This is a genomic window from Corallococcus sp. CA053C (genome assembly GCF_003611675.1).
Classification (GTDB): domain Bacteria; phylum Myxococcota; class Myxococcia; order Myxococcales; family Myxococcaceae; genus Corallococcus.
The window spans coordinates 1-4893 of sequence record NZ_RAWA01000568.1; the positions used below are offsets into that span (position 1 = coordinate 1).

A 4893-nucleotide genomic window follows, 5' to 3' on the forward strand; every position below is an offset into this window, starting at 1 on the left:
CGCCCGTCACCCTGCCCAACATCGGCGGCCAGGCGCCCACCGGCACCGCCACCCCCATCGCCAACAACCCCAACGGCCTGCCCGGGGATGCGTCCCTCGGCGCACCCGGCGGTGGCTGCAGCGCGTCCGGCACGTCCGGCACCCTGCCCTTCGCCGCCGCCCTGCTGATGCTGGGCGCCGCCACGCTGCGCCGTCGCCGGGCCCCCGCCCGCGTCCGCAGCCAGGCTTCAAAGCGCTAGCACAGCGCTGACTTTCCCCTGTAGCCGAAGCAAGTCCCAGGCCCGGTGCGCTCGTATGGCGCACCGGGCCATTCTCTTTGCGGGGACTTTCTTCGGTAACACAAAAATGTCAGAGAATTTCAGTATTTCTTGAATTGATTGACCTGCACGGCGCATCTGGGCTTGCCTTCCTGCTTCCCCGCAGCACGAAAGGCAGGACCCGATGAAGCGGAACCTCGGTCTGTTCTCCACGGCGACGGCGCTGTTCGCAGGCGCCACCCTGGGTGTCATTCCGTCCGTGGCACTGGCGGCTTCGCCCCTGGCGGACGCGGCGTTCGCGCAGGACGCGTCCCCGGAGCTGCTCTCCGCGATGCAGCGGGACCTGGGCCTCACGGCGGACGGCGCGCGGCGCCGGCTGATGGCGGAGGCCGCGGCGGTGCGGGTGGAGGGTTCGCTGCGCGCGGAGCTGGGTGAGCGCTTTGGCGGCGCGTGGATGAACGCGGACGGCAGCCAGCTGGTGGTGGGCGTGACGACGGACGCGGACGCGGCCCGGGTCCGTCGCGCGGGCGCGGTGCCCCAGAAGGTGGCGCACACGCAGGTGGAGCTGGAGCGGGTGAAGGCGGAGCTGGACCGCAACGGTGCGTCCGCCGGCCGCGCGGTGCATGCGTGGTACGTGGACGTCGTCACCAACAGCGTGGTGGTGCTGGCGCAGGACTCCGCGCTCACGGGCGGCTCGGACTTCGTGGCGAAGGCGGGCGTGAAGTCGGACGCGGTGCGCGTGCTGCCTTCGCGCGAGGAGTTCAAGCCGCTGTACGACCTGCGCGGCGGTGACGCGTACTACCCGGGCAACGCGCGCTGCTCCATCGGCTTCCCGGTGGCGGGCGGCTTCGTGACGGCGGGCCACTGCGGCGGCGTGGGCACGGGGACCAGCGGCGTCAACGGCGTGGGCCAGGGCACGGTGGCGGGCTCCACCTTCCCCGGCAACGACTTCGCGTGGGTGCGCACCAACGGCTCCTGGGGTTCGCAGCCGTGGGTGAACAACTACGGCGGTGGCAACGTGCTGGTGTACGGGTCGCAGGAGGCGGGGGTGAACGCGTCCGTCTGTCGCTCGGGCTCCACCACCGGCTGGCGCTGTGGCGTCATCCAGGCGAAGAACGTCACGGTCAGCTACTCGGCGGGGCTCGTGTACGGCCTCACCCAGACCAACGCGTGCGCGGAGGGCGGTGACTCCGGTGGCTCGTGGCTGTCCGGCAACCAGGCGCAGGGCGTGACGTCCGGCGGCTCCGGCAACTGCTCCACCGGCGGCACCACCTTCTTCCAGCCGGTGAACCCCATCCTGGGCGCGTACGGCCTGTCGCTCACGACGACGGGCAGCGGCGGCACGGGCGGGCCCATCATCGGGCTCGCGAACAAGTGCATCGACGTGCCGAACTCCAACACCACGGACGGCACCCGCCTGCAGCTGTGGGACTGCAACGGCACCAACGCGCAGAACTGGACCTTCATGTCGGACGGCACCGTGCGCGCCTTCGGCAAGTGCATGGACGTGGCCTGGGGCTCGCGCGACAACGGCGCGGCCATCCAGCTGGTCACCTGCTCCGGCAACCCGGCGCAGCAGTTCGTCCTCTCCGGCGCCGGTGACCTGGTGAACCCCCAGGCCAACAAGTGCGTGGACGTGACGGGCGGCAACTCCGCCAGCGGCACCCCCCTGCAGCTCTGGGAGTGCAACGGCACCAGCGCGCAGAAGTGGCGCCGCTAGCAGCACGGCGCCACCCCGGAAGGCGCGCGGCTCTCAGTGCGCGCCTTCCACCTTCACCGTGGGGTCTGGCTTCTGGAGCATGAAGACCAGGATGATCGCGCAGGCGAAGACGGCCGCGAGGATGCTGAAGTTGGTGTTGAAGGCCCGCACCAGCGCCTGCGCGTTGATGCGCTGACCCAGCAGGCCGAAGGCGGCGCCGGTGGGATCCAACACGCCCCGGGAGGCCATGGCGCCCTTCAGCTGGGCGAACTGCTCCTGGGCCACCTGCCCGTAGATGTCCACGTGCGACGTGAGCGCGGTGACGTTGGCCTTGGTGGAGCGGCTGAGCGCGCTGCTCATCCACGCGGTGCCAATGGAGCCGCCCAACTCGCGCGTGAGGTTGAAGAGGCCCGCGCCGTTGCCGCGCTGCTCCGGCTTCAGGTTGCTGAGGGCCATCACCGACAGCGGCACGAAGATGAAGCCCAGCGAACAGGCGCGCATGAACACCGGCAGGATGAGCGTGGCTTCATCCACCCGGGTGGCCAGGTGGCCGTTCACCCACAGCGCCGCGGACATGCCGACGACGCCCAGGCCCACCAGGATGCGGCCGTCCACCTTGCTGCCGAACTTCCCGATGAGCGGCATCAGCAATATCTGGATGGCGCTGCCCTTGAGGAAGATGAGGCCGATGTCCAACGCCTCGTAGCGCATCACCGAACCGCAGAAGAGGCTGAACAGGAACGAACCGGAGAAGAGCGCCGTGCCCACGAGGAAGTTCACCCCCGTGGCCGCGGTGTACGAGCGGTTGGAGAACACCCTCAAATCCACCACGGGACTGGGTGTCTCCAGTTCGTGGACGACGAAGGTGACGAGCGCGATGCCAGCGATGACCGCCAGGAGCGTGATGAGCCGGCTGTCGAACCAGTCCTCGCGGTTGCCCTCCTCCAGCACGTACTGGAGACAGGCCATGCCCACGGCCAGGAGCGCGATGCCGTTCGTGTCCACCTTCTCCGTGGAGGGCTCGAAGTGGGGCTGTTCAATGTAGCGCCACGCCATGTACGCGGCGAAGAGGCCCACGGGCACGTTGATGAGGAAGATCCAGTGCCAGCTCGCCGCTTCAATGAGGAGCCCGCCCACGGTGGGCCCCAGCAGCGGCCCCGTCACGGCGCCCAGGCCGAAGAGGGCGCCCGCCATGCCGTGCTCCTCGCGCGGGTAGCGGGCGAAGAGGATGGCCTGCGAGGTGGGGATGATGGCGCCGCCGCCCATGCCCTGGAGAATGCGGAAGGCTACGAGCGACGTGAGGTTCCACGACAGGCCGCACAGCACGCTGGCCAGGGTGAAGAGCAGCACGGAGAAGGTGAAGTACTTCCGGTAGCCAAAGCGGCGCTGGAGCCAGCCCGTCATCGGGATGACCACCACGTTGGCCATCATGTAGCCGGTGGACACCCAGGCGATCTGATCCAACGGCGTGCCGAAGCTCGCGCGGATGTCGCTCAGGGCCACGTTGACGATGGAGATGTCCAGCACGGACATCAGCGCGGCGGCCATGGCCGCGACGGTGATGCCCACCTTGGAGCCTTGGATGACGTCGCGGCGCGCGTCCACGGGGCTACTCCGCCTTCCGGGTGTCCACCGACGCGTGGGCCGGGGACCCCGTCTTCACGGGCTCGCCGCGCGTGTCCACGGTGACGGTGGCGCTCATGCCCGGCTTGAGGGGCAGCTCCTTGAAGTCACCGTCGAAGCGGATCAGCACCGGGATGCGCTGCACCACCTTCACGAAGTTGCCGGACGCGTTGTCGGGAGGCAGCAGGGCGAAGCGCGCGCCGCTGGCGCCCGCGAGGCTGTCCACGTGGCCGTGGAAGGAGTGGCTGCCGAAGGCGTCCACCTTCACGTCCACCGGCTGGCCCGGGCGCATCTCACCGACCTGGTCCTCCTTGAAGTTGGCGACCACCCAGATGTCCGTCTGCGGGACGATGGCCATCAGCGCGCGCTCGGGGCCCACCATCTGCCCGACCTCCACCGTGCGGCGGCTGACGACACCGTCCACCGGGGCGCGCACCTGCGCATAGGACACGTTCAACTCCGCGAGCGTCAGCGCGGCGCGGGTCTGCTTGAGGCGGGCCTCGGCGAGCTTCAGCGCGGCCTGCGCGGACTGCACCTGCACGGGGCCCGTCTCCGCGGCGGTGAGCTTGCCCTGCGCGGCCTCCAGGCCACCGGAGGAGCTGGTGATGCCGGCCTCGGTGGACGCGAGGCGCGCGCGCGACTGATCCACCGCGGCCTTGGCCTGGTCGAACGCGGCCTGGCGCGTGTCCAGGTCGGACTGCGACAGGGCGCCCTGCGCGCGGAGCTGCTTCACGCGGCCCAGGTCCGTCTCCGCCAGCTTGAAGCGCGCCTCCGACGAGGCCACGTCCGCGCGGGCCTGATCCAACGCCGCCTTGGAGGAGCTGATGCCGCTGGAGGCCTGGGTGATGCCGGCGCGGGCCTGGCGCAGGTTGGCGCCCGCGTTGGCCTCCGTGAGGGTGAGCTGGGCCTGGGCGTTGGTGAGCTGGGCCTCGGCGCTCATCACGTCGGCGCGGGCCACCTCCAGGCGGGCGTCCAGGTCCGCGTGGTCCAGCTCCACCACCACGTCACCGGCCTTCACCTGCTGGTTGTCACTCACCAGCACGCGCGCCACCTGGCCCGCCACGCGGGGGGACACGTTGGCGATGCGGCCCTCCACCTGCGCGTCGTCGGTGGACTCGTGGCCACGGGTGAAGAGGAAGCGCGTGCCGGCGCCCAGCAGCGCCACGCCCACGAGCAGGGGCAGCACCTGCTTCGCGCGGGAGCGCTTCGCGGCGGGCTTCAAGGTGACGGGGGCTTCGGCGGGAACAGCGTCCAGGGGAGCGGTGCGGGTCGTCATGGCTGTTGCTCGGTGCGGATGTGAAAGGGGGCGGGAAG

At 70.3% G+C, this 4893-nt stretch carries 4 protein-coding genes; 2 read left to right on the forward strand and 2 right to left on the reverse strand.

What is annotated here, in order from left to right; translation table 11 throughout:
- Both D7V97_RS40025 and D7V97_RS40030 read left to right on the forward strand, forming a co-directional pair.
- Positions 1–239, forward strand: a 239-nt coding sequence (locus D7V97_RS40025; RefSeq protein WP_233583537.1) for an MYXO-CTERM sorting domain-containing protein, incomplete at its 5' end; no start/stop codon positions are given.
- A gap of 202 nt (positions 240–441) precedes the next feature.
- A complete protein-coding gene (locus tag D7V97_RS40030) occupies positions 442–1977 on the forward strand; it encodes an RICIN domain-containing protein (protein WP_120615827.1) in 1536 nt (511 codons plus the stop codon).
- Positions 1978–2010: 33 nt separating this feature from the next.
- On the opposite strand, the gene D7V97_RS40035 is transcribed toward D7V97_RS40030, so the two are convergent.
- Positions 2011–3561: a DHA2 family efflux MFS transporter permease subunit gene (locus tag D7V97_RS40035; protein WP_233583538.1), complete on the reverse strand. Its 1551-nt coding sequence runs from the start codon at positions 3559–3561 to the stop codon at positions 2011–2013.
- 4 nt (positions 3562–3565) lie between these two features.
- Positions 3566–4855 (reverse strand): HlyD family secretion protein, encoded by a 1290-nt coding sequence (locus D7V97_RS40040; RefSeq protein ID WP_120615828.1) that lies wholly within the window; start codon positions 4853–4855, stop codon positions 3566–3568.
- Between the last annotated feature and the right edge of the window lie 38 nt (positions 4856–4893).